Genomic DNA, 23212 nt, shown 5'->3' with positions numbered 1-23212 from the left:
TCCGCCGGGAGTGACGGGCACGGTCCGGCTACCCTCGCGGCCGTGAACGCAGTGGAGATCGAAGCGCCCGTCGTCGGTGTCACCGTCTACCCGGACCGGGCGCGGGTCACCCGCCGGGGCAGCGCCCGGCTGGCCGCCGGTGAGCACCGGGTACGTGTCGCGCCGTTGCCGCTGGGCCTGCACCGGGACTCGCTGCGGGTCGGCGGTGGGGGCGCGGCCACCGTGCTCGGCGTGGAGGTGACCACCTGGCGGCAGGCACGCAGCACCGACGGTCAGGTCCGCGAACTGGAGCAGCGGGGCCGGGAACTGGCCGACGAGTTGGCCGAGGTCAACGACACGTACGAGATCGAGGCGCAGCGCCGGCAGTTCCTCGCCCGGCTGGCCGAGCGGGCCGGCGGCACGTACGCCCGCACGTTGGCCTCCGGTGACGCCGGCCCGACCGAGGTGGCCACCTTCGCCGACTCGGTGGCCGCCCAGCTCGCCGACTCCCACCGCCGGCAACGCGGGTTGGCCCGGCAGCGTGCCGACCTGACCGAGGAGCTGGCGGCCGTCGAGCGGCAACTGGCCGCCGCGGCCGGCAAGCGGGAACCGGACCGGCTGGCCGCCGAGGTGACCGTGACGGTGGACGCCGACGACGCCGAGCTGGACCTGGAGCTGACCTACCTGGTCGACGGGGCCCGCTGGCAGCCCTCCTACGACCTGCGGCTGGTCGACGACACCATGACCGTCACCTGGTTCGGCCTGGTCACCCAGGACACCGGTGAGGACTGGCCGGAGTGCGCACTCCAGCTCTCGACCGCCCGCCCGGCGGCGGCTGCCGGGGTACCCGAGTTGACGCCCTGGTATCTGGACCGGGTCCGGCCGGCGCCCCCGGTGGCGGCCATGTCGGCGGCCAGCTTCGGCGCGGTGCCACCGCCCCCGGCGCCGGGCGCGGCGCCGGTCGGCGCGGGCGGCGCGGCCCGGTCCGCCGCGCCGCGCCCCCGGCTGCGGGAGAGCGCGGCCTCGGTCGAGCAGGGGGTCACCGCGGCCACCTACCGGCCCGCCCGCCCGGTCGCGGTGCCGGCGGACGGCAGCGCGTACCGGGCCACCATCGCCGTGCTGGACCTGCCGGTCCGGCTGGACCATGTGTCCGTGCCGGTCCACGCGGCCGAGGCGTACCTGCGGGCGACCGTCCGCAACACCTCGACGCACACGCTGCTGCCCGGCCCGGCGGCGGTCTTCCACGGTGCCGACTTCGTCGCGTCCACCCGGCTGCCGAGGTGGGCGCCCGGCGAGGAGACCGAGCTGGCGCTCGGGGTGGACGACCGGGTCCGGGTGGAACGGAAGCTGGGTCGGCGTGCCGACACCCGGGCCACGCTCGGCTCGACCCGGCGACGGGACGTGGAGTACCGGATCAGCGTGGTCAACCACACGCCCCGGCCGGCGACCGTGGAGGTACGCGACCAACTGCCGGTGTCCCGCGACGAGGCGGTGGTCGTCCGGGACCCGACCCTCGTCCCGTCGCCGGACGAGCGTACCGAGCTGGGCGAGCTGACCTGGCGGCTGCGGCTCGGGCCGGGGGAGAGCGGCGAGATCACCATGGGCTTCCGGGTGGAACTCGCCAAGGGGGTGGAACTCGCCGGCTGGCGGGAGTGACCACCGTCGGCGTAGACACATCGTCGGCGGTGAGTCTATGGTCACTGGATCTTCCGCCCGTGCACATCCACCCGAGGAGTGGCCATGGGTGTCTCCATCTCCCTCGACGACCTGCTCGGCGACGAGGTGCGGCGCGACCCCTACCCGTTCTACGCCAGGCTGCACGAGCGGGGGGAGGCGGTCGGGCTCCGCCCCGGCGACCCGCATGCCGTCGTCGTCCACGGTTACGAGGCGGCCCATCGGGTGCTGCGCGATCCGGTCTTCCGGGTCCTCGACGCGGAGTACCTGGACCGTGGCGGCGTACGGTGGCGCGACCATCCGGTGATCCGGACCCTCCAGGCGTCCATGTTCAACGTCGCGGAGCACGACCACACGCGGGTCCGCCAGTTGTTCAGCCAGGTGCTGACCGCCCGCCGGGTCGCCGCGCTGGAGCCGGCGATCCTCCGCATCGCCGACGGGCTGCTCGACGGGCTCGCCGAGGCGGGCGCGGACGGCCGACCGGTGGACTTCATGGCCGCGTTCGCGCTGCCGCTGCCCAGCGACGTCGTCGGCGAGCTGCTGGGGGTGCCGGAGCGGGACCGGGCGTGGTTCCCGTCCCGGGTCCGGGCGTTCGACGCGGTGCTGGAGATCGGGCCGCGTTCGTTCCGGGAGATCAGGGCCGCCAACACCGCGGCGGTGGAGCTGACCGGGTACTTCACCGAGTTGCTGGCCGCGCGTCGGGCGGACCCCCGGGAGGACTTCGTCTCGGCCCTCGCGCGGGTCCGGGACGAGAGCCCCGACCGGCTGACGGAGGCCGAGCTGCTGGCCAATCTGATCATCATGTACAACGCGGGGTTCCGTACCACCGCGAACCTGCTCGGCAACGGGCTGGCCCTGCTCGTCGAGCGCCCCGACGCCCGGGCCGCGCTGCGCGCCGACCCGTCGCTCGCCTCCTCGTACGTCGAGGAGATCCTGCGGTACGAGCCGCCGGTGCACTTCGCGGTACGGTTCGCCGCCGAGGACACCGAGATCGCCGGCCTGCCGGTCGCGGCCGGACAGTCGGTGCTGGTGCTGACCGGCGCGGCCAACCGGGACCCGCGTCGTTTCCCGGACCCGGACACCTTCGACCCGTCCCGTACGGACAACCGGCACCTGGCGTTCAGCGCCGGACCGCACTACTGCCTCGGCGCGGCCCTCGGCCGGGCGGAGGGCCGGTTGGTCCTGCCCCGGCTGCTGGACCGGTTCCCGGCGCTGACGCTGGCGACCGACCCCGGCGAGCGACGCCAGCTCATGCTCCGGGGGTACGACAAGCTGCTGGTGCGCCTCACCGAGCCGGTGCCGGCCCAGCCCTGACGGACCGGGCGGGAGGTGCCGGGACGGGCGGCGCGGCGTGGTATCCGGTGCGTCCTGCTTGGTGGGGATACCGCGCGATCCGGGCCGCCCGGCCGGCCTGCGGGCGTCGGCTGACCGGCCGCTCCGGTCCCGGGTGGACCTTGCGAATCCGGCCTGATTGAGTAAGGTCGATCCTATGCGGAGGGTGTGCTCCGCACAGCCGAACCGGCGACGACCACGCGGTGTCGTGGACGTCGGCACCAGGCCGGTCCGGGGCCGGACGGCTCCGCTGCCCGCCGACCCGCGCCCGCTGTGGCGCACCTCCCCGGCACCCCCGACATCGGGCCGGCCGCGTCCGCGGGCCCGCCCGCCACCCCGTGCCGATGCCGACCTCCCGAAAGGAAACACCGGACATGACCGATGAGATCCGCTCGTTTCTCTTCGCCGCGCTGATCGAGATGAAGTACGACATCGAGGACGCGGATGACGACACCGTCTTCGGTCCGGCGGGCTTCGACGTGGACTCCCTCGGTCTCGCCGAGCTCGCGGTGCGGGTGGAGGACCGGTTCGGGGTGAAGTTCGACGACGACGAGGCCGAGTCGCTCGCGATGATGACCGTCGGCGAGTTCTGCCGCACGGTGGCGCTGCGCATCCCGACCGCGTCGGCGCACTGACCGTGTCCGGAGCGCCGCCCCGCGCCGACCGGGGGACGCGCCGCCGTGGGTCGACGGCGGCGGGGCGGGCCGCTGCGGTGACCGGCCGGCTCGACCGGGAGCGACGGGCGTGCGCAGCGGCGTGACGGTGACCGGCCTGGGGCTGGTGAGTCCGGTCGGCACCTCCGCCGCCGAGGTGTTCGCCGCGGTGTGTGACGGCCGGTCCGGGCTCGCCCGACCACCGGAGGGGCACCCGGTCCACGGGATCGTCGACGTCGCGGCGTTCAGCCCGGCGATCGATCCGGCCAGTGTGCTGCCCGGCCCGGAGTCCCGCGTCGTGGACCGTTCCTTCGTCATGGCGCTGCGCGCGGCCGAGGACGCGCTGGCCGACGCCGGTGTCGAGGTGGGCCGGGACGTCGACCCCTACCGCATCGCCGTCATCGTCTCCGGCGTCGGTGGGCTGTCGACCCTGGAGACCCAGGTGCTCCAGCGCGCCGAGCGGGGCAGGTTCGGGGTCAGCCCGTACCTGCTGCCCGGGACGCTGCCGAACATGGGCGCGGCGCGCATCGCCATCAAGTTCGGGATCCGTGGGTACACCTCGTCGATCAGCACGGCGTGCGCGGCCGGCGCCCAGTCAATCGGCGAGGCGCTGCGGATCCTGCGCGCCGACGAGGCCGACATGGTCCTGTGCGGGTGCGCCGAGGCACCGCTCTTCCCGACGTTCGCCGACGCGTTCGGCAACGCCCGGGCGCTCGCCCACGGCTGGCCCGACCCGACGGCCGCGAGTCGCCCGTTCGACCGCCGGCGCAACGGTCTCGTCCTCGGCGAGGGCGCCGGCGTGTTCGTGCTGGAGCGCGCCGAGCACGCCGTGGCGCGCGGTGCCCGCCGCCACGCCGACGTGCTCGGTTGGGGCGCGACCAACGACGCCTACCATCCCACGACCCCCCGTCCGGACGGATCCGGTGCGGCCGAGTGCATGCGCCGGGCCCTGCGCGACTCGGGCCTGCGCCCCGACGACATCGGATACCTCAACGCGCACGGCACCAGCACCAAGGCCGGTGACGCCGCCGAGGTGGCGGCGATGCGCGACGTCTACGGTGCGGGCTCGCCCCCGGTGAGCTCGACGAAGGGCGTGACCGGGCACATGCTCGGCGTCTCCGGCGTGATCGAGGCCGCCATCGGCATCGGGGCGCTGCGCAGTGGCCTGCTGCCGCCCACCCACAACCTGGACGACCCGGATCCGGCCGACGATGTCGACCACATCCGCAAGCAGGCGCGGCCGGTCCCGGTGGCCACCGTGATGTCCAACTCGTTCGGCTTCGGCGGCCACAACGTCAGCCTGGTGCTGGGGCACCCGGGGGCGTCCGCGACCGGGTGAGGCTCAGCGGACCGTGAGCAGGGTCGCGGCGTCGTGCACGCTGACCGTGACGTCGAAGTGCGGCTTTAGCATGTCGGTCAGGTAGCCGAGGTCGGCGACGAACGGCACCGGCAGCAGCGACTGCTGGTCCAACTCGCTGTGGCTGGCGACGAGCTCGATCCGGTCGGCCTTGAGCAGTCCTCTGGTCAGGAAGGCCGGCAGGTCGTCGGGCAGGAGGCACCGCCACAGGTCGATGTTCACGATCAGGTCCAGGGTGCCGGCCTTGAACTGCTGGAGCACCGTGCCGAGCAGGTGCGAGTTGGTCGCGCCGGGCGGCGCGTCGTGGTCGAAGGTGTGCGACCCGGCACCGAGCGCCAACCCGGACACCCCGTGACCGATGACCAGGGCGGTGCTGGTGGCCAGCGCGTCGCGCACCGGGACGGGCAGCGCGGACGGACGCCCCAGCCCCTGCCGCCGGTACGCGTCGATGGCCTCGCCGTAGAGCCGGATCCGGCCCAGGTGACGCCCGAAGGTGTTGATCGCGTACAGCACCTCGACGTCGTAACGCAGATGCTTGCGCAGCATGTACTTCATGTTGTCCATCGAGGCGATCCCGTTGGACGTCTTGCGGAAGTGGGGCAGGTGGTACGACAGCGCCTCGACGTCCAGTCGGAACAGGTCGGGTCGGGCGTCGTGCAGGTGGAAGACCCGGTAGAAGAAGTCGAGATCCTCGAATCCCCACTTGACCATCGCCTCGTCGAAGCCGTCCACCCGCAGGAACGACTCGCGGTCCACCGAGGCGTTGTGCGTCAGGCCGAGGACCCAGGGGGCGCTCGGGAAGTCGCGCATCCGTTGCGGATGGGCGGTGTCCTCCAGGCGTGGGTCGCCGCGCTCGGCGTCCAGCATCCCCGCGACGACCGGCTCGCCCCGGCGCAGCGCGTCCGCGCCGGCCCAGTCGAGGTCGTACCGTTGGCCCAGCAGCACTCCGGGCCGGCCGCCGCGCTCGGCATGGTAGGCCCGGTGCCGCTCCAGCAGGTGGGGGTGCGCCACCGTGTCGGCGTCCAGGAACACCAGCGTGTCGGCGCGGGCCCGCGCCGCCGCCGCGTTGCGGTTGGCGCTGCGGCCACGGTTGTTTTCGCTGCGTACGTAGCTGATGCGCAGCCGGTCGCGGTAGCTGTCCGCGATCGGGCCCAGCGCGACGGCGGAGCCGTCGTCGCCGACGATGACCTCGAAGTCCTCGCACGGCAGGCTCTGCCGGGTGAGCGACGTCAGGGTGGTGTCGAGCGCGGAGCCGTTGTTGTGGGCGGGGATCACCACGCTCAGGCTCGGCTGGTCCATGGTCGGCATGCGACTCCTTCAGAACGCCGTCCGTGCGGGTGCCCGGCGCTGCCTCCGGGGCGGGCCGTCAGCGGGGGGTGGAGTTACCGGTGATGTAGTCGGCCAGGTCGCCGACCGTGGTCATCCGGTCCTCGTCCAGATCCTCCACGTCGATCTGGATCTCCAGCTCGTCCTCCAGTTCGAGCAGCAGTTCCAGGGCGAGCGAGGAGCTGAGGCCGAGCTCGTCCATGAGCTGGGTCCGTACGGTGACGGGTGCCTCGGGTCTGAGCATCCGGGTCAGCAACGCGGTGATGCTGTCGACGACCTGCTCGCGCAACTGCGCCGTCGTCGCCGTGCCCTGCTCTAGCACCGGTGGCCCTGGGAATCGACCTTGCGCTCCAACATGGAGTCATCAGAGCAAACGAGATCGGCGAGTGTCAACGGGTACGTCGATCTTCACCGAGTGTGCCGAGGTGGGGGATCCGGATCGGCCGCCCACCCGGCGGCCGGACCGTCGAACGACTCGACGACGTACGGCGCGTCGTCCGCCAGGGCGACCGCGACCCGGTACGCGGCCGGTGTCCCGACGTCGGTGAGCCGGTGCAGGCCCCTCGGCGCGACGCACTCCACCACCTCGCCCTGGTGCACCGGCATCCGCAGGTTGGGCCACAGCCGGCCACCGGCGGCCTTGACGACCGCCTCCTTGCGCGCCCACAACCAGGCGAACCGCTGGGCCCGGACCCCGGCGTCGCGTCCCGAGGCGACGTGCCGCGCCTCCTCGGCGGCGAAGAACCGGGTGGCCATGGCCACCGCGTCCAGGCCCGGTGCGAGATGCTGGATGTCGACCCCGACCGGGCGGTCGCCGCTGACGGCCACGGCGACGAGGTCGCCGGAGTACGACAGGTTCGTGTGCAGCCCGGCCCAGCGACCGGTCAACGCCGGTTTGCCGTACCGGCCCCGGGTCCAGGTGAGCTTCTCCGGCGGCGCGTCCAGGGCCCGGCCGACCAGGATGCGCAGCGCACCGTGCGCGACCGTGAACCGGTCCCGGGTCGAGGCGTCCGCGAGCGTCGAGGCGCGGGCCCGTTCGTCGGGGTCGAGCACCGCCCGGCACCTGGCCAGCTCGTCCGGGGTCACCCGGACCGGAATGATCCAGACTCGGACGGGGTCCAGCATGGGCGGTACCCTAACGCCCACCGTCGGCGCGCCGGGCGACGGCGGTCCCGGGTCCGCCTGCCGGGGCGTTTTGTGGCGTTGACACACGCCGATGCGCGTTGCTCTGATGGACCGATGTTCGAGCAGAGCGCCGAGGCGCAGGTTCCCGTCCCGTTCGCCGGGCCGGGCGGCGGGACCGCGCCACTGACCTGGGGTCAACAGGCGATCATGCAGGACATGCGGGAGACCGGGTGGACGCACAACGTCAGCGGCGCGCACCCGGTGCCGGCGGGGGTCACCGTGGAGCAGATGGCGGCCCAGCTCAGCGACCTGATGAGCCGTCACCCCGCACTGCGGATGCGGCTGGGCGTCGACGACCGGGGTGAGCCGTGCCAGGTCGTGGCGGCGGCCGGGGAGATGGCCCTCGACGTCGTGGACGTCCCCGACGACGCCGACCCGGCCGACGTCGCGAAGTACGCCTACGAGCTGGGGCACGCCCGCCTGTTGACCCACTACGACCTGTACCGGGACTGGTCGGTGCGGATGGCGGTGATCCGCCATCGCGGCTCCCTGGTGCACCGGGTGCTGACCTTCGACCACCTCGTGGTGGACGGCACCGCGACCGCGCTGCTCATGGCGGACCTCGGGCTGGTCGACCTGGCGGCCCGCCGCACCCGCGATCCGCGTACCGTGCAGATCCTCGACCTCGGCCGGCGCGAGCGGACGCCGCCGCTGCGCGCGGTCAGCGACCGGGCGGTGCGCTACTGGGAGTCGCAGCTACGGTCCATCCCGCCGTTGACCTTCGGCGAGCCCACCAATCCCGGGGGCCGACACGGCCGGCGGTTCTGGCACGGTCGTTTCAGCTCACCCGCGGCCTACCTCGCGGTGCGGGCCATCGCCCGACGGACCAGGACGGACACCTCGCGCGTGCTGCTCGCGGTGATCGCCGTCGCGATCGGGCGGGCCACCGGGGTCAGCCCGCTCACCGCCAAGCTCATCGTCGGCAACCGGTTCCGGCCGGGCTTCGCCGAGGCCATCGCCCCGCTCAGCCAGAACGGTGTGCTCACCGTCGACGCCACCGACACCACCGTGGACGAGGTGGTGACGCGGGCCCGCCGGGCCTCGGTCGCCGCCGGCATGTACGCCTACTACGACCCGGTCCAGCTCGCGGAGGTCAGCTCGCGGCTGGACGAGGAGCGCGGCTATCCGGCCCGGGTCACCTGCCGGATCAACGACCGGCGGGTGGTGACCCGGCAGGCCGCGGAGGACGGCGCCCGGGACGAGCGGGTGACCCCGGAGCAGATCCGGCGCAAGGCGGCCGAGACGTTCCTGGTCTGGGACGGCACCCTGGACCACCTGCACGAGCAGGCGTTCATCACGGTCGAGGACCACCCGGACACCGTCTTCCTCCAGGTGATCTTCGACCTGGCCTGTTTCACCGAGGGACAGGTCGAGGCGCTGCTGCACGGGGTGGAGGAGGTGGCCGTCGAGGCGGCCTTCGATCCGGCGGCACCGACCCGGGTCACGCCCGGGTCGGCCACCGGCTGACCGTCCGCGCCGGGGTCACCGACCGGTCGGGTCCCAGGTCACCGGCAGCGCCTCCAGGCTGCGTACCACCAGGCCCGGCTTGAACCGCAGCTCCTCCTCGGGGACCGCGAGGCGCAGGCCGGGCAGCCGGCGCAGCAGGGCGCCCAGCGCCTCCTGCAACTCCATCCGGGCCAGGGCCGCGCCGAGGCAGTGGTGCGGGCCGGCGCCGAACGCCAGGTGCGGGTTGTTGGCCCGGGTCAGGTCCAGGGTGTCCGCGTCGGCGAACACCGCGGCGTCCCGGTTGGCCGAGGCGATGGCCGGGAGCACCGGGGAGCCGGCCGGCAGGCACACCCCGCCCAGCTCCACCTCCTCGGTCGTCACCCGGGGCAGCAGCACGCCGTTGTCGCCGAGCTGGATGAAGCGGGACAACTCCTCGACCGCCCGGGCCACCGCGACCGGGTCGTCGCCGCGCAGCCGGGCCAACTGCTCGGGGTGCCGGGCCAGGACGAGCAGGAACAAGTTGAGCTGGTTGGTGGTGGTCTCGTGGCCGCCCACGAAGATGCCGGCGGTGACCGAGATCAGCTCCTGTTCGGTGAGGTCGTCGTGCTCGTCCCAGGCGTTGATGAGCGCACTCATCAGGTCGTCCCCGGGATTGCGCCGACGCTCGACGATCATCGTCCCGAACGCGTCGAGTGCGGCCTGCGGGGCCGCCGGGTCGGCGTCCCAGTCGCCGACGAGCGCGTCGGACCACTGCCGTACCCGGTCCTGGTCCTGCTCCGCGATGCCGAACAGCTTGCTGATCACGTAGATCGGCAGGGGCGCGGACAGGTGCGGGATCAGGTCCGCCGGGCGGCCCGCGGCCTCCATCCGGTCGATCATCCCGTCGACGAGCGCCGCCACCGTCGGGCGCAGCGCCTCCACCCGGCGGACGGTGAACGCGTGCGAGACCGCCTTGCGCATCTTCGTGTGCCGGGGCGGGTCCATGCCGATCAGCGAGTCCTCCGCGAGTGAGCCCAGCTCGCGGGTCGGGCGGTTCGGGCCGGCCGCGGCGGCCCGGCTGAACCGCTGGTCGGTGAAGACCCGGCGGACGTCGGCGTGCCGGGTGGCGAGGTAGGCCGACGCCCCGTCGGGCAGCTCGATGTGGGCCACCGGGCAGGTCTCCCGCAGCCTGGTGTAGTCCGGCGACGGGTGGTAGATCGTGGGAGCCGGGGCGAGCGGGTACGGGATGGGCGACGGCTGCTGCGTCATCTGCGACTCCTCTGGGTGGTTCGACATGCCGGTGGATCAGATCCGGGTGCTCGCGGCGAGTGACACCAGCGCCGGCACCACCTCGGCGGGGGTGGGCATCGCGCGGATCCGGTCCCGCATCAGCGCCGCGGACTCGCGCCAGTGGCCGTCGCCGATCAGCTCGCCGACCAGGTCGCGGATGGCGGCGTCGTCGGCCTGCGCGGGTGCCAGCCAGGTGCCGGCGTCGGTGGCCGCCAGCCGCTCGCCGTTGAAGTGCTGATCGCTGACCTGCGGCAGGATGAGCTGCGGCACCCCGAAGGTGAGCGCCGTCATCGTGGTGCCGGCCCCGCCCTGCTGCACGAGCGCGGCGCAGGTCGGCAGGACCAACCGCATGGCCAGCGGGGCGTCGACCAGCCGGACGTTGTCCGGCAGCGGGCCCAGCCCCGCCTGCTGGCCGCGCTCGACCACCACGACGACCTCCACGTCCAACTCGGCCACGGACCGGATGATCCGGGGGAGGCCCAGTCGGTCGCCCAGCCCGACACCGGACATCATGGTGCCGGTGGTGACGCAGACCCGGGGCCGGTCCGCCGGCCGGCGCAGCCAGGACGGCAGCACGGCGGTGCCGTTGTAGGGCACGAACCGGATCGGCCGGCCGGGGCGGGCCGTCGGCACCTGCATCGGCGGCGGCACCGGGTCGAGCGTCATCGTGCCGGTGAGGTCGACGTCCGTGGCGCGGAGCCCGAACCGGCCGGCGAGCGGCCCGATCACCGACTCCGGGTCGAGGCGGAGCGTGACGGAGGAGTCCGGCCCCCACAGGTGCAGCACGCCGGGCACGTCCAGCGCGGCGGCGGCCACCGGGGCCGCGAGGTTGAACGGCTCCCAGACCATCAGGTCCGGCCGCCAGGACCGGCCGAAGGCGACCAGCTCGTCGAGGAGGGCATCGGCGAACCGGACCACGCCGCCGTCGGCGGTGATCGCCGGTTCGAGGGCTCCGTCCGGCTCCGGGTCGGCCTGTTCGGCCCGGCCCAGGGCACCCACCGCGCCGATCCGGCCCGCGAACGCCTCGGCGAAGTCGACGTCCTCGCCCAGCGGCACCGCCGCGAGCCCCGCCGAGCTGATCGCCTCCACCATGGAGGGATGGCTGGCCACCCGTACCTCGTGGCCGGCCGCCTGGAGGGCCCAGCCGAGCGGGACGAGGCTGTAGAAATGCGACCGCCAGCCCCACGTCGACAACAGAATCCGCAAAGCCGCAGTCAAGTCCGACCCATCCGCGCGCACCAACCCGGCAGTCCTGGCCCACAGATGCTAGGCGATGGATGTCCATACCCGGAAGGTCAATGGCGGTACCAATGGATATTGACGCCGGCCTAACGCATGCTGGAGTCTTACCCGGTGCCCGATCTGGACCGTCGACCTGCAGGTGGGTAACTCGCCATGACTGTCGTTTCCGGGCTGCGGGACTACCCGTTCGCACCGTTCACCGGCGACCTGCCGGCGGAGCTGCTCGACATGGTCGTCTCCGAATCCGTCAGCCGGGTGCGGCTGCCCGACGGCCGGGCGGCCTGGCTCGTGCTCGGCTACCAGGACTGCTGCACGGTGCTGGCCGATCCCCGGTTCTCCCGGCTTCCCCTGGGCGCGACCACGACGGCGTCCGGCGGCGGCGGTCCACGCGAGCTGAACATGGACGGTCCGGCGCACGCCACCGTCCGGCGGGTGGCCAGCCGCGCGTTCACCGCCCGCCGCATCGACACGTTCCGGCCCCGGGTGCAGCGGCTCGTCGACGGGCTCGTCGACGACCTGATCGCCGGCCCCCGCCCCGCCGACCTGGTCGCCGCGCTGGTGGCACCCCTGCCCGTGTTCGTGGTCTGCGACGTGCTGGGCGTTCCCGTGGCGGACCGGCCGAGGTTCTACGCCTGGATCGAGGGCCTCAACTCGGTCACCGCGTACGGCTCCGCCGACGCGGCCAGCGCGCAGGCGGAGCTGCGGGCGTACCTGGCCGGGCAGTTGGCGCGCAAGCGAGTGACGTCCGGCGACGACCTGCTCTCGGCGTGGGTCCTCGGCCAGGACGCGCACGAGCTGGTCGACTCCGAACTGGTCGAGCTGGCCATGGGGGTGCTGCTCGGCGGGTTGGAGATCAACTCCACCAGCGCGGGGCTGCGCGCGCTGTTCCAGCACCCCGAGCAGTTGGCGAAGCTGCGGGCCGCGCCGGAGAAGCTGTCCTCGGCGACCGACGAGATCCTCCGCTACACGTCGGTGAGCAGCATGTTCCGGGTCCAGGTCGTGCGGGAGGACCTGACCCTCGGCGGTGTCGCCATGCGCGCCGGGGACTGTGTGATGGCCGTCCCGTGGGCGGGCAACCGGGATCCGCGCTTCTTCGCCGAGCCCAACGTCTTCGACATCGACCGGACGGCGACGACGCCGCACCTCACCTTCGGCTTCGGGCCGCACTTCTGCCTGGGCACCGCGCTGGGCAAGATGCAGGTGGAGCTGTCGATCGGCACCCTGCTGCGCCGGCTGCCGGGGCTGGCGCCGGCGGTGCCGATCGAGGAGATCCCGTGGCGGCACGACCGGATGAACGGCGGCATCGCGTCGTTCCCGGTCGACTGGTGAGCGGCCGCCCGTCGCTCAGTAGTTGTCCACCGCGTTGACCCGGTCCGGCCAGTAGCGCTGACCGGGCGCGGCGACGTAGTGCTCCCACCGGGGCGCGTCGCCGGTCGGGTGGTCGCCGAGCACGGTGATCCGCTGTCCGCGCCGGACCCCGTGGTAGTCGTTGATCGCGTAGTGCTGGGTGACCCGGTTGTCCCAGATCGCGACGTCCCCGGCCCGCCAGCGGTACCGGCAGGTGAACTGCGGGCCCTCGGAGAAGGCGAACAGGTATTCGAGCAGCGCGTCGCTCTCGTTACGGCTGAGCTGCGGGATGTGCGAGGTGAACAGCCGGTTGACGTACAGCGAGCGGCGTCCCGTCTCGGGGTGGACCCGCACCACCGGATGCTCGGCCCGGCTGGTGAACTCGTTGCCGATCCGGATGACGTGGATGGCGGTCAGCCCGTCGAGCAGGTCACGCAGGGGCGCGGACAGCGCCTCGTAGACCCGGCACTGGTTGGTCCACATGGTGTCGCCGCCGGTCTCCGGCAACTGGATCAGGTGCAGGATGGAGGCGATCGGCGGGCTCTGGTGGAAGGTCATGTCGGTGTGCCAGACGTCGACCTTCCCGCCGTTCTCGGAGTCGATGATGACGATCTCCGGGTGCCCCTCCAGCCGGGGCAGGTAGGGGTGCAGCTCGACCTCGCCGAATCGCCGGCCGAAGGCGATGTGCGCCTCGGGCGTCAACCCGGTCTGGCCGGCGACGAAGACCACCTGGTGCGCCAGCAGCAGGCCGTGGATGTGGTCGAACCCCTCGTCGGTCAGGTTGTTGAGGTCGACGCCGTGGACCTCGGCCCCCAGGGCTCCCGCGATCAGCCGGACCTCCGGCTCGATGGAAGTGGTCATCGATGGTTCCTCCGGTCTGGGCGCGGGGGCTCGTCGGCGCATTCTTCCACGGAGGTGAATGTGTTCTCCAGCGTCGATGTTGACTCGGTCGCGCCGACCTTGAGACCATTCGGGCCGGCGGACGGCGGCCACGGCCATCGTGGACGCGCGGCGTGACGGGGAGGCTGTGCGGGTGGCGATCGAGACCTCGACCGACGACGACCCGGCTGTCCGGCTCGACCGGCTGGCGGACCTGGCGACCCCGTTCGCCGTACGCACGGCGGTGACCCTGCGGGTGCCGGACCGGATCGCGGCCGGCGTGACCCACGTCGACGAGCTGGCGCGGGCGTGCGACGCCGACCCGGCCGCCCTGGGCCGGCTGCTGCGCTACCTGGTCCACCGGGGCGTGTTCGTCGAGGTGTCGCCGGACGTGTTCGCGCTGACCGACGTCGGCGAGTTGCTGTGTGACCGGGACGGCGGTGGGCACGGGGCCTACCTGGACCTCGGTGGCCTCGGTGCGCGGATGGACCTGGCCTACACCGGGCTGCCGCACGCGATCCGCACCGGCGGGCCCGGCTACCGGTCCGTGCACGGCCGGGACTTCTGGGCCGACCTCGACGCCCATCCGGACTACCGGGCCTACTTCGACGCGCTGATGCTCAGTCAGCAGCGGTTCACCGCCCCGGAGGTCGCGGCGCTCTACCCGTGGCACGGGGTGGGTCACGTCGTCGACGTCGCCGGTGGCGCGGGCGGGCTGCTGCGGGAACTGCTGGACGCCCACCCGCACCTGCGTGGCACGCTGGTCGACCGGAGCGAGCCGGTGGCGACCGCGGCGCGGACGTTCGCCGAGCACGGGCTCACCGACCGGGTGGACGTCGTGGTCGGCGACTTCTTCGCCGCCCTGCCGGCCGGTGCCGACGTCTACGTGGTGTCCCGGGCGCTGACCGACTGGAGCGACGCCCACGCGACGGCGATCCTGCGCCGGTGCGCCGAGGCGGCCGGGAGCACCGGTCGGGTGCTGGTCGTCGAGGTGCTGCCGACCGATCCGTACGTGCCGCACCGGTCCCCGTACGACCTGCAGATGCTGGTGCTGGTGGGTGGCCGCGAGCGCGGGGTGCGCGACCACGTGGCGCTGGCCGCGGCTGCGGGTCTGGTGCCGGTGCACACCTATCGCGGCACGGGCGGTCTCACGCTGCTGGAGTTCGCGTCCGCCGCCTGATCCGTGGCGCTCGATCGGTCGGGCCGCCGTACCGTCGTGCGTCCATACGGGCGTTCATTGACGGGTATGACGGGAGTTGCGTACGGTGAGTGGATCAGCGGATTCCTCTGCGCATCAACCGATTTGACGGTGAAATTCCTCGCGATATTCGCGAACCTCCATCAGTCGTGCCGTTTATCAATGGTTGTTCGGGGCGGGACCGACAGGTAACGTCTCGCGTGCCGGCTGGGCCGAGCCTTTGCGAAAGGGTCGACACGCTATGACGGTTACTGGCTTTACGCGATATCCGCCCTTCATCGACGACCTGGCCCGCAGTGAATCGGGGCGGCTGCTCCATGCGGAGCTCGGCCGACGGTGGCCGGAGACGACCGATCAGCTCGTCACGATCGCCCGTTACGCGCTGCTGCCGGCGGGCAAACTGCTCCGTCCGATGATGGCGCTGCACGCGGCGGAGGCCGTGGGCGGGTCACCACGAGACGTCCTCGCCGCCGCGCTCGGGATGGAGTACCTCCACGTCGCGACGCTGGTGCACGACGACATCATCGACGCCGACACCCTGCGGCGGGGCCGTCCCGCGGTCCCGGTCGCGTTCGGCATCCCCAACGCCATCGTCGTCGGCGACCACCTCATCTTCAGCGCCTTTCAGTCCATTGTGGACTCCGGCGGCGCGGCACCGCCCAGCCACGTCGCCGCCGCCGTCGCGGCACTGGCCGAGGCGGGGCAGGACCTGTGTCGTGGGCAGATGCTCGAGGCGCAGCTCGTCGGCGACCTGGACGCGGGCGCCCGGTGGTACCCGGAGATGATCCGGCTGAAGACCGGCTCGCTGTTTCGCGCCGTGTGCCACATCGGCGCACTGCTCGGCGGCGCGGACCCGGACGTCGCGTCCGGGCTGGCCCGCTACGGCGAGCACCTCGGCACCGCGTTCCAGATCCGCGACGACCTGCTGTCCTATGTCGCCACCCCGGAGCAGACCGGCAAGCCGGCGACCAGCGACCTCAACAACGGCCGTCCGACCCTGCCGCTGCTGCTCGCCTACGACGCGGCCACCGACACGTCCCGGGTCGAACTGATGGCGGTGCTGCACCGGCGCGGCGCGGGCCCGGGAGACGTCGAGTGGGTAGCCGGCCTGCTCGCCGAGGTCGGCGCGGTGGAGGCCGCCCGCCGGCAGATGGTGGAGCACGCCGAGCGCGCCCGCGCCGAACTGGCCGTGCTCGCCCCCTCCGCGAGCGTGAACGTGCTCGCCGGCATCGCACACTGGATGACGAGCGAGACGGCGTGAGCACGGCGGACGCCGGGCGGGCACTGCGGGCGCACGTCGAGACCTGGCGGCCCTACACCCTCTGGTACGTCGGGCTGGTGGGTCTCGCCGGTGCGGCCCTGGCCGGTGGCCCTGACCACCCGTGGCTGCTCGTGTCGGCCTGGGCGGCCCCGACCGCCGGTTGGCTCGGCGGCCACTACCTCGGCGACTACTTCGACCGCGAGCTGGACGCCGGCAGCAAGCCGCACCGGCCGATCCCGTCCCGCCGGCTGGGCGCGCGGACGGCACTGCGGTGCGGCTGCGCCTGCTTCGCCGTCCTCGCGGTGCTGGCCGTGCTCGGCGGCTGGGGCACCACGTCCGCCGCGGTGCTCGCCGCGTTCGGCATCGTCGCCTACAGCCGCTGGTTCAAGGCGCGCGGCGTCGCGGGCAACCTGGTGCGCGGGGCACTCGGCGCGATCGCGCTGCTCTACGGCGCGCTGGCCGTCGGCCTTCCGCCGGACCGGCCGTCGACGGTGCCCGTGCTGCTCGCGTTGACGGTCGCGTTCTGGTCCCACGACGCGATGTCCAACCTCGTCGGCGCACTGCGCGACATCGACGGGGACCGCGCCGGCGGCTACGAGACGCTGCCGGTCCGCAGGGGCGCGCCGTTCGCGGTCCGGACCGTGCTGGCCCTCTACGCCGTCACCGTCGTCGCCGCGTTCACCGCCGGCATGCTGGCCGGCCCGGACGGCCGCACCGGCTACCTGGTGACGCTGCTCGTCGTACTGGTGATGGGCGTCGTCGCCCTGGCGCCGCTCGTCGCGCACCGTGACGAGATGCCCGTCGTGGTGGGGCTGCGGGCCCACTCCGTCCTGGTCGTGGAGCGGGTCGTGCTGGCCTCGGCCGTGGTCGGGCTGGGGCTCGGCCTCGGCTGGCAGCTCATACTGGTGCTGCCGATGGTCGCGCTGACCTGGTGGGCCCAGCACGTGATGCGCGCCCAGCACGAACTCGGCACCGCGAGACCGGGCCTGGCCCTGGCCACCCGCCGTCAAGTCTCCATGGAGGACGTGTCATGACCGCTGTGCCCGCCGACGCCCTCGACAAGGCCATCGCCGACGGTGCCGAGGCGCTGCTGCGCCGTCAGCGCCCCGACGGCGTGTTCGGCGACGAACCGCCGGCCTCGGTGCTGGGCACCGCGGGTACCGTGGCCGCGCTGCACGCCGCCGACCCGGTGGGCAGCGCCGACCTCGTCGACGCCGGCACCGCCTGGCTGCGGCGGCACCAGCACGACGACGGCGGCTGGGGCGGCGTCGTGGGCGCCGACAGTGAGGTCGTCGCCACCGCGGTCGCGGTCGCGGCGCTCGCCCTGAGCGCGCCGGACGCCAGCGGCGAGGCGATCACGGCCGGCCGGGCCCGGCTGGCCGCGATGGGCGGCGTCGACACGGTGACCGACCCGGCCATCTCCCTGCTGTGCCGCCAGCTCCTGACGATGGCCGGGATGACCGCCGAGGCCGGTCCGCTGCGCCGGCTGCCGCTGGAGATCGTCCTGTTCGACCGGGTCCGCCGGCAGCGCATCTCGTTCCGCACCGCGCCCTTCATCGGCCTCGCCCTGATGCAGGCGGACCTGCTGCCCACCGGCCGGCTGCGCCGGGCCACGCTGCGTCGGGCCCGCCCGGCGGCGCTGCGGCTGCTGCGCTCGATCTACGACCACGAGGGCCGTACCGGCGCGCTGAGCGAGGACCCGTGGCCCGCCGCCCTGGTGCTGCTCGGCCTGGCCCGTACCGGTGAGGCCCCCGACATCGCCGGGGCCGTCGTCGGATGGCTCCGGCGCGCGGTGCGCGCCGACGGCGCCTGGGACGCGGTGACCAACCTGGACCTGACCCGGTCCGGATACGCGGTGACCGGGCTGATCGCGGCCGGCTACGCCGACGACGCCCGGCTGCGCCCGACCCGTGACTTCTTCCACGCCACCCAGAAGCCGACGGCGTTCGAGGTGCTGGACGTGCCGCCGGGCGGGTGGAGCTACTCCAACGTGGGCGGCTGGCCGGTGACGCTGGAGTCCGCCGAGATCCTGTCGGCGCTCGCCGGATACCCGGACGCCGACCGTGATCCGGTGCTGCGCAGCGGCCTGGCCTGGCTGGTCGGCCGGCAGGACAGCCGAGGCTCGTGGAGCCTCTGGGTGCGGGACACCAAGCTCGCCAACGACGGCCCGTGCCCCGCCATCACCAGCCAGGCGATCGTCGCGCTGCACGACGCCGGCCACCCCGACGACCACCCGGCGATCGCGTCCGCGGTGGCCTGGCTGCTGACCCGGCAACAGCCGGACGGCACCTTCGAGAACCTGTGGTACCGCGACCACACCTCCGGCACGGCGGTGGTGGTCGCGGCGCTGTCCCAGGTCGGCCAGGCCCGGCACGACGTCGTCCGGCGCGCGGTCCGGTGGCTGTGCGACACGCAGCTACCGGACGGCTCGTGGGGCCCCGGCGACGGCACCGCCGGCTCGGTCGAGGAGACGGCGTGGGCCGTCCAGGGCCTGCTGGCCACCGGCGATCCGGAGGTCGCCAGCGCCGTCGACCGTGGGGTCGGCTGGCTGCTGGCCGCGGCCGGGCCGGACGGCGGCTGGCCGTCGACCCGGGTGTGCAACTACATCCGCCACCACATGCGCTACCCCAACGCGGTGATCACCCAGGCGGTCGCGCTGCGGGCGCTCGGTGAGTACCGCCGGTCCACCACCGGCCGGGCGGGTGTCGCGCCCGGCGCGGTCGCCCGATGACGCCCGACGTCATCGTCGCCGGCGCCGGCGCCGGTGGGCTGGCGACCGCCCGCGCGCTCGGGGCGCTCGGGCTCCGGGTGCTCGTGCTCGACCGGCAGCGGACGCCCGCGTCGATCGCGAAGGGTGAGATCCTCCAGCCCGAGACGGTGCGCATCCTCGACACCTGGGGCGCCCTGGACGCCCTGCGCGCCACCGGTGCCCGCCCGGTCGGTCGGCTGGCCATCCGCGACCCGCAGGGCAGCCCGCTGCTCGCCCTGGACTACGCCGCCCTGCCGGGCCCGTACCGGCAGATTCTCTGCGCCGACTACGCCGACCTGCGGACCGTGCTCGCCGACGGACTGGCCGCCACGGTCGAGGTCCGGTGGGGTCAACGGGTCACCGGCGTCCTGCGCGCCGACGACCGGCGGGTGACCGGCGTCCGGGTCACCGGGGTTGGCGGCGACCAGGAGATCCGGGCACCGCTGGTGGTCGCCGCCGACGGGATGTCCTCGGCGCTGCGCAAGGCCGTCGGCGTCGCGGTCGACCGCCGGGAGTATCCGCACGGCCTGGTCGCCTTCGACCTGCCCGGGGCCGACGTGGCCGACGAGGTGTCGGCCTACCGGACCAACCGTGGCCTGTGCCTCGTCTACCCGCTGCCCGGCGGCCGCTGCCGCCTCTACGTCCAGGTGACGCCGGACGAGTTCCGGGGCCGCAGCCCGGCCGAGCTGACCGGATGGTGCGACCGGCTGCTCGTCGACGTGCCGGCCATCGGTGCCCTGGAGACGGCCCTCCGCGCGAGCCTGCACCGGCGGCAACTCCTCGCGGTGTACCGGCTGCGGGCGGCGCGGCTGTCGGTGCCGGGGCTCGCCCTCGTCGGCGAGGCGGCCCACGCGGTGCACCCGATGGCGGCCCAGGGGGTCAACAGCTCGCTCGCCGACGCCGAGACGCTCGCGGCCACCCTCGCGGCCTCGGGCGGCACCCTGGACGCCGCCGGGGTGGACCGTGCGCTGCTGGACTTCCACGCCGCCCGCCGGCCCCGCCTCGACCACGTCGCGACCGTCAGCCACAACGCGTCCCGCATGATCACCAGCGTCTCGGGCCTGCCGAAGCTGCTCGGCGCGCGGATGATGCGCCGGACCGCGGCCAACCCCCGGTTGCTCGGGCTCACCGCCGGCAACCTCTCCGGCACGAACGTCCGGCCGCTCTCCCTCGTCGACCGGCTGTACCAGCTCGGGCTGCTCGTCGACCGGCACGCCCGTCCGCCGGCCACCCCGGCCCCGCAACGAAGTGAGCGACGATGACCTCTGCGACGACCGTCGGCACCCAGCAGCCGACCGACCTGTCGATGAACGAGACGCCGTACCCGCCGCTGCCCAGCGTCCGCCGGATCGTCGAGGACGGCGCCGGGGCGCTGCAGCGGTATCCGGACCGTACCTCGTCGGCCCTGGCGACCGCGCTGGCCGAGCGGCTCGACGTGGGCCGGGAGGCGATCCTCGTCGGCCCCGGCTCGGCCGGACTCTGCCAGCACCTCGTCCAGGCCCTCGGGCCGAAGCCGGAGGTGGTCCACCCGGCGCTGTCGTTCGAGGGCTACCCGCTGATCATCCGCAACGTCGGCGCCCGGGGTGTGCCGGTGCCGATGGACGGCTACCGGCACGACCTGCCCGCGATGGCCGCCGCGGTGACCGACCAGACCCGGTGTGTGCTGCTGTGCAACCCCAACAACCCGACCGGGGCGGCGCTGCACCGTGACGAGATCGAGGCGTTCCTGGACCGGATCCCGGCCGACGTGCCGGTCATCATCGACGAGGCATACCGGGAGTTCGTGACCGATCCGGCGGTGCCCGACGGCATGGACCTGTACCGCGCGCACGACAACGTCTGCGTCCTGCGGACCTTCTCCAAGGCGTACGGGCTGGCCGCGCTGCGCGTCGGGTACGCGGTGGTGCCGCCCCGGCTGACCCCGCTGGCCGGCATGCTGGGCGCGGTGTTCTTCCCGAACAGCCTCGCCCAGGCGGCGGCGGTGGCGAGCCTGGACCCGGCGGCCACCCCCGAGCTGACCCGGCGCTGCGTCGAGCTGGTGGCGTCCCGCGCGAGCCTCATCGATGCCCTGCGCGGCCTCGGCCTCACCGTGGCCCCCAGCGAGGCGAACTTCGTCTGGCTGCCGCTGGGGGAGCGGGCGGTGCCGTTCGCCGAGCGGGCCCGGGAGGCCGGGATCCTGGTGATGGCGATCCCCGGTGCCGGGGCGCGGATCACCGTCGGCTCCGACGAGGCGAACGAGCGGCTGTGCGCCTTCGTCCGGACGGCCCTGGCCGCCGGGCTCTGACTACCGGTTCGGCTCCATCGCGACCAGGCACAGGTAGCGCAGGTCGGGATCGTAGTCGGCGGCGACCACCAGCCGGGGCCGGTCCGGTTCGGCGGCGAGCCGGTCCAGCAGGGTCCACCAGAGGCCGGTGGTCGGCTGCCCGGGTGGCGTGACGGTCACCCGCTCGACGGGGTGTGCCGGCCACGCCGAGGCGAGGTCGGCGCTCAGCACGACCCGGACGTCGTGGTGCGCTGCGGTCAGCTCGGCCAGCTCGGTCGCGGCCAGCGCGGCGACGTCGTCGGCCGCGACGTCCGCGTGCTGGCGGATGCCGGCCACCCGGGCCGGCGCGTCCGTGCTGTCGCGGTCGGGCGTCGGGGTGTCGCCCCGCCGCGGCGGGGTGTCGCCGTGCAGCGTGCCGTAGAGCATGGCGACGCCCCGGTGCCGCGCCGGCCCGGATGCCGCCGTGTCGTAGGGCAGGACGGCCTGCTCGACGGCGATCACCAGGGCCCGTCGGCAGCCGGCCGACGCCGCGTACTCCCGGGCGATCCGCAGGCCGCTGAACGCCGCCGCCGAGCCCTGGTCGCAGATCGCGAACGACATCGGGGTCCCCGGGCAGACATGGCTGAGGTACGTCGCGGTGGCCCGGCCGGGCAGCATGTCGTGGATGGCGAACGCCAGCACCAGCAGGTCGACCGGCTCGGGTGGCGGGACGAGCGTCAGGATCAGCGACTCGGCCATCTCCCCGTAGGACTGGCCCAGCGCGTCGGAGGACGGGTCGAACAGGCCGTCCGGAACCCGCATCCCGTACGGCCGGGCCAGGTCCGCCAGGTAGCCGCCCAGCCGCTCCCGCTGGACGGGATCGTGGAGCAGCTCGGCCGGCCCGGAGAAGGTCCGTCGGGCGGCCCGGATCAGGTGCAGGTCGGGGTGGGGGGAGGCGTCCGGCCCCGGCAGTGCGACGAACACGCGGCTACCCGGTCCGACGCCGGCCGGGGCCGGACCCGAGCGCGCCCCGGGTCGGGCCGGTGGACTGGGCTGCCATCGTGGTCTCCTCCGTCGCGCCGGTCAGTGCTCGAACACCATCGCGGCGAACGTCGCCCCGTCCCCGGCCCCGACGGCCGCGACCAGGTAGCGGTCGCCCGGGCTCAGCAGGCCGCGCTCGCACGCGGTCCGGTAGTTGGCGAACGCGTCCGCGCAGAAGACGTGGCCGGTCTCCCGCACGTTGTCCAGCAGCACCCGGTCGACCGGGAGCCCGATCAGCCGGCACAGCCGTTGCCAGGTCACGATGTTGACGTTGTGCGGCAGGACCAGCCGGACGTCCTGGAGCGCCACGCCCGCCCCGTCCAGGGCCCGGCCGATCACCTCGGCCAGCGCCGGTCGGTATTCGCGCTGGAACCGGGCGACGGACGCGCCGCCGGCGACGTCGAACTCGCCCCGCTGCTCGCACGCGTACGCCAGCAGTCGGTCCCGTGGCCCGTTGGCGCTGACCAGGCACGCGGACGCCCCCTCGCTGAACACCGAGGTCGCCGGGATGAACTGGGCGTCCCGGGTGAACGCCTTCTCCCCGGTGAGCACCAGCGCGAGCGGCTCGGCACCCGGCTCGTGCCGCCCCGCCGGCTCCGCCCGCAGGAGCCGACCGGCCACGTCGATGGCGAGCAACGCGCTGGCGCACGACTGCTGGGTCAGGGTGAACGCGAGCGCGTGGCCGAGCCCCAGCGCGCGGCAGACGTCGTGCAGCGGATTGGCCGGGTACGGCACCACGACGGGGAACGCCCGGCCGTACAGGACGAACCGGATCCGGTGCTCCTGCCCGCGCAGTGCGGTGAGTCCGGTCGCGGCGTTCAGCAGCAGGTCGTGCAGCGAGAGGTCGGGATCGCGGCGGACCTCGCCCAACCCGTGGAACCGCCGGAACAGCCGGACCTGCATCTCGGTCAGGTCGAGCGGACCGGCCAGGCTCTCGATCGGGACCCGACGCTGCGGAAGGTAGACCGAGACCGCGTCGAGCGCCGTCATGCGGTCGCGGTGGGCGACACGACCCGACCGGCCACCATGGAC

Annotated in this window: 20 protein-coding genes; 12 read left to right on the top strand and 8 right to left on the bottom strand. The window is 73.7% G+C overall.

The annotated features are described in order from the left end of the window. The first annotated feature begins 51 nt into the window (after nucleotides 1–51). From ACIQG9_RS02225 to ACIQG9_RS02210, 4 genes are all read left to right on the top strand, one after another. Nucleotides 52–1635, top strand: coding sequence for a mucoidy inhibitor MuiA family protein (locus tag ACIQG9_RS02225; RefSeq protein WP_400398760.1), 1584 nt, complete (start codon nucleotides 52–54; stop codon nucleotides 1633–1635). Between the two features lie 84 nt (nucleotides 1636–1719). After that, a complete protein-coding gene (locus tag ACIQG9_RS02220) occupies nucleotides 1720–2967 on the top strand; it encodes a cytochrome P450 (RefSeq protein ID WP_400397569.1) in 1248 nt (415 codons plus the stop codon). 392 nt (nucleotides 2968–3359) lie between these two features. Then, complete coding sequence (locus ACIQG9_RS02215) at nucleotides 3360–3620, top strand: acyl carrier protein (RefSeq protein WP_400397566.1); 261 nt, start codon at nucleotides 3360–3362, stop codon at nucleotides 3618–3620. Between the two features lie 109 nt (nucleotides 3621–3729). Next, nucleotides 3730–4977, top strand: a complete 1248-nt coding sequence (locus ACIQG9_RS02210) for a beta-ketoacyl-[acyl-carrier-protein] synthase family protein (protein ID WP_400397563.1) — start codon at nucleotides 3730–3732, stop codon at nucleotides 4975–4977. A gap of 3 nt (nucleotides 4978–4980) precedes the next feature. On the opposite strand, the gene ACIQG9_RS02205 is transcribed toward ACIQG9_RS02210, so the two are convergent. From ACIQG9_RS02205 to ACIQG9_RS02195, 3 genes are all read right to left on the bottom strand, one after another. Further along, a complete protein-coding gene (locus tag ACIQG9_RS02205) occupies nucleotides 4981–6303 on the bottom strand; it encodes a glycosyltransferase (protein ID WP_400397560.1) in 1323 nt (440 codons plus the stop codon). Nucleotides 6304–6361: 58 nt separating this feature from the next. Continuing rightward, complete coding sequence (locus ACIQG9_RS02200) at nucleotides 6362–6643, bottom strand: phosphopantetheine-binding protein (RefSeq protein WP_400397557.1); 282 nt, start codon at nucleotides 6641–6643, stop codon at nucleotides 6362–6364. 86 nt (nucleotides 6644–6729) lie between these two features. Next, complete coding sequence (locus ACIQG9_RS02195; protein ID WP_400397554.1) at nucleotides 6730–7446, bottom strand: 4'-phosphopantetheinyl transferase superfamily protein; 717 nt, start codon at nucleotides 7444–7446, stop codon at nucleotides 6730–6732. Between the two features lie 114 nt (nucleotides 7447–7560). Here ACIQG9_RS02195 and ACIQG9_RS02190 point away from each other — a divergent pair, with 114 nt between their 5' ends. Continuing rightward, on the top strand, nucleotides 7561–8973 hold the full coding sequence (locus tag ACIQG9_RS02190) for a condensation domain-containing protein (RefSeq protein ID WP_400397551.1): 1413 nt from the start codon (nucleotides 7561–7563) through the stop codon (nucleotides 8971–8973). A 15-nt stretch (nucleotides 8974–8988) separates the two neighbouring features. On the opposite strand, the gene ACIQG9_RS02185 is transcribed toward ACIQG9_RS02190, so the two are convergent. Next, nucleotides 8989–10200, bottom strand: a complete 1212-nt coding sequence (locus tag ACIQG9_RS02185; protein ID WP_400397548.1) for a cytochrome P450 — start codon at nucleotides 10198–10200, stop codon at nucleotides 8989–8991. Between the two features lie 36 nt (nucleotides 10201–10236). Further along, complete coding sequence (locus ACIQG9_RS02180; protein WP_400397545.1) at nucleotides 10237–11427, bottom strand: nucleotide disphospho-sugar-binding domain-containing protein; 1191 nt, start codon at nucleotides 11425–11427, stop codon at nucleotides 10237–10239. Nucleotides 11428–11616: 189 nt separating this feature from the next. Between ACIQG9_RS02180 and ACIQG9_RS02175 the strand changes: the two genes are divergently transcribed. Then, nucleotides 11617–12792 (top strand): cytochrome P450, encoded by a 1176-nt coding sequence (locus ACIQG9_RS02175; RefSeq protein WP_400397541.1) that lies wholly within the window; start codon nucleotides 11617–11619, stop codon nucleotides 12790–12792. Nucleotides 12793–12807: 15 nt separating this feature from the next. Here ACIQG9_RS02175 and ACIQG9_RS02170 read toward each other — a convergent pair whose 3' ends face one another. Then, complete coding sequence (locus ACIQG9_RS02170; RefSeq protein ID WP_400397534.1) at nucleotides 12808–13671, bottom strand: TauD/TfdA dioxygenase family protein; 864 nt, start codon at nucleotides 13669–13671, stop codon at nucleotides 12808–12810. Nucleotides 13672–13843: 172 nt separating this feature from the next. Between ACIQG9_RS02170 and ACIQG9_RS02165 the strand changes: the two genes are divergently transcribed. The 6 genes from ACIQG9_RS02165 (at nucleotide 13844) to ACIQG9_RS02140 (ending at nucleotide 21181) form a co-directional block, all read left to right on the top strand. Then, nucleotides 13844–14869, top strand: coding sequence for a methyltransferase (locus ACIQG9_RS02165; RefSeq protein ID WP_400397531.1), 1026 nt, complete (start codon nucleotides 13844–13846; stop codon nucleotides 14867–14869). A gap of 259 nt (nucleotides 14870–15128) precedes the next feature. After that, a complete protein-coding gene (locus tag ACIQG9_RS02160; RefSeq protein ID WP_400397529.1) occupies nucleotides 15129–16148 on the top strand; it encodes a polyprenyl synthetase family protein in 1020 nt (339 codons plus the stop codon). Further along, nucleotides 16145–17182: a UbiA family prenyltransferase gene (locus ACIQG9_RS02155; protein WP_400397526.1), complete on the top strand. Its 1038-nt coding sequence runs from the start codon at nucleotides 16145–16147 to the stop codon at nucleotides 17180–17182. The genes ACIQG9_RS02160 and ACIQG9_RS02155 overlap by 4 nt, the downstream gene beginning before the upstream one ends. Continuing rightward, nucleotides 17179–18879, top strand: a complete 1701-nt coding sequence (locus ACIQG9_RS02150) for a prenyltransferase/squalene oxidase repeat-containing protein (protein WP_400397523.1) — start codon at nucleotides 17179–17181, stop codon at nucleotides 18877–18879. Before ACIQG9_RS02155 ends, ACIQG9_RS02150 begins: the two co-directional genes overlap by 4 nt. Continuing rightward, the gene (locus ACIQG9_RS02145) at nucleotides 18876–20159 is read left to right on the top strand and encodes an FAD-dependent oxidoreductase (protein WP_400397521.1); all 1284 of its coding nucleotides are present in this window, start codon (nucleotides 18876–18878) and stop codon (nucleotides 20157–20159) included. Before ACIQG9_RS02150 ends, ACIQG9_RS02145 begins: the two co-directional genes overlap by 4 nt. Continuing rightward, entirely contained in the window at nucleotides 20156–21181 is a 1026-nt protein-coding gene (locus tag ACIQG9_RS02140) for an aminotransferase class I/II-fold pyridoxal phosphate-dependent enzyme (protein ID WP_400397518.1), read from the top strand. The genes ACIQG9_RS02145 and ACIQG9_RS02140 overlap by 4 nt, the downstream gene beginning before the upstream one ends. Here ACIQG9_RS02140 and ACIQG9_RS02135 read toward each other — a convergent pair whose 3' ends face one another. Further along, entirely contained in the window at nucleotides 21182–22123 is a 942-nt protein-coding gene (locus tag ACIQG9_RS02135) for a 2-hydroxy-acid oxidase (protein ID WP_400397516.1), read from the bottom strand. 99 nt (nucleotides 22124–22222) lie between these two features. Beyond that, on the bottom strand, nucleotides 22223–23170 hold the full coding sequence (locus ACIQG9_RS02130) for a 3-oxoacyl-[acyl-carrier-protein] synthase III C-terminal domain-containing protein (RefSeq protein WP_400397513.1): 948 nt from the start codon (nucleotides 23168–23170) through the stop codon (nucleotides 22223–22225). Between the last annotated feature and the right edge of the window lie 42 nt (nucleotides 23171–23212).

The organism is Micromonospora sp. NPDC092111, from assembly GCF_044755745.1.
Classification (GTDB): domain Bacteria; phylum Actinomycetota; class Actinomycetes; order Mycobacteriales; family Micromonosporaceae; genus Micromonospora.
Note: the sequence above shows the minus strand (reverse complement) of the source record. Positions and strands in the feature narration are given on the sequence as shown.